The sequence below is a fragment of the Pseudomonas sp. HMWF006 genome (genome assembly GCF_003061205.1).
Classification (GTDB): Bacteria; Pseudomonadota; Gammaproteobacteria; order Pseudomonadales; family Pseudomonadaceae; genus Aquipseudomonas; species Aquipseudomonas monsensis.
In genome coordinates this window covers 14,447-15,834 of sequence record NZ_QAIU01000609.1, presented here as the reverse complement: position 1 = coordinate 15,834, position 1,388 = coordinate 14,447, and the positions used below count along the sequence as shown (strand labels likewise).

The 1,388-nt window shown below is 57.8% G+C and carries 2 protein-coding genes; both read right to left on the bottom strand.

Translation table 11 applies throughout. The annotated features are described in order from the left end of the window. Positions 1–858: aspartyl/asparaginyl beta-hydroxylase domain-containing protein (locus DBR24_RS28375; protein WP_146189141.1), on the bottom strand; the 858-nt coding region annotated here is incomplete at its 3' end. A 184-nt stretch (positions 859–1,042) separates the two neighbouring features. Beyond that, a partial coding sequence (locus DBR24_RS34215) for a pyridoxal-phosphate dependent enzyme (RefSeq protein ID WP_256591931.1) occupies positions 1,043–1,388 on the bottom strand: 346 nt, incomplete at its 5' end.

Genomic DNA, 1,388 nt, shown 5'->3' with positions numbered 1-1,388 from the left:
ACGGCGTTTCCACTGTTTGACCACCCCACTGAACCTGTCGCTGAAGTTCTTGCTCCAGGCGTAGGCCTGGTTGATGCCGCCAACACGCTCGTCGTCAAGGTTCTGCGGTGCCGTTGCGCGCCCCAGCCAGCCGCTGATGAAGCGGTTGATGCGAGTCATCAAACGGTTGCTCAACGGACGCTCGATGTCGCAGAACAGAATGACGCGGGTTTTCTCGGTTTCGTTCTTGACCCAGTGCACATAGGTCTCGTCGAACATCACGTCTTCCCCGTCGCGCCAGGCGTAGACCTGACCATCGACGAAGATCCGGCAATCGTCAGAGTTTGGCGTCGACAGGCCCAGGTGATACCGCAGGGAGCCGGCAAACGGATCACGGTGCGGGTTCAGGTGGCTGCCACCCGGCAACAGCGCGAACATTGCCCCTTTGACATTGGGAATCGCACTGACCAGCGCCACGGTCTTCGGGCACAGGGCCTCGGCCGATGGCAGCGGCTTGTCGTACCACTTGAGGTAGAAACGTTTCCAGCCCTTTTTGAAGAACGAACCAAAACCGGCATCGTTGTTCTTCTCGGCGGCACGAATATAGCCCTCGTCGAACAGGTGCATGGCTTCGTCGCGAATGGTTTCCCAGTTGTCGCGCAGCACGTCCAGCTCCGGGAACTTGCTGCGATCCAGATACGGTTTGGACGGCACACCGGAGAACAGGTACATCAGGGCGTTGTACGGAGCGAACAGCGCCGAGTGGTTGACGAACTGACGCAGGACCGGCAAACGCGCCCGACCGCGCAAATGCACGTAGAGGATGCTGCCCACGAACAGCAGCAACACCAACACCTTGGCGGCTAACGAAAAGGTCATCAACGACTCCTTGAATAAAGACAACGCTGCGCAAGGCCCTTTACTCGGCATGGCAGCCGGCCATGATAAACACTACCGGCCTCGGGAAAAACCCGCCCAAGCCAAGATTCAGTGTTAAGAATTGCGCAACAAAGCATTTATTAGCATAACGATCCTGAATCCCGGCTGACCTGAATCAATGGGTTTACTGCTGATTCTCCTGTTCGGTGAACAGATCGCTGAACAACATGCTCGACAGATAGCGCTCGCCGGAGTCAGGCAAAATCACCACGATGGTCTTGCCCTGCATCTCCGGCGTTTCTGCCAGGCGTACCGCTACCGCCATGGCCGCGCCGCACGAAATACCGCACAAAATCCCCTCTTCCTGCATCAATCGCAGCGCCATGGCCTTGGACTCGTCGTCGGTCACCTGCTCCACCCGATCAACCATCGACAAATCGAGGTTCTTCGGCACGAAGCCGGCACCAATCCCCTGAATTTTGTGTGGGCTCGGCTTGATCTCTTCGCCCGCCAGCGCCTGACTGATCACT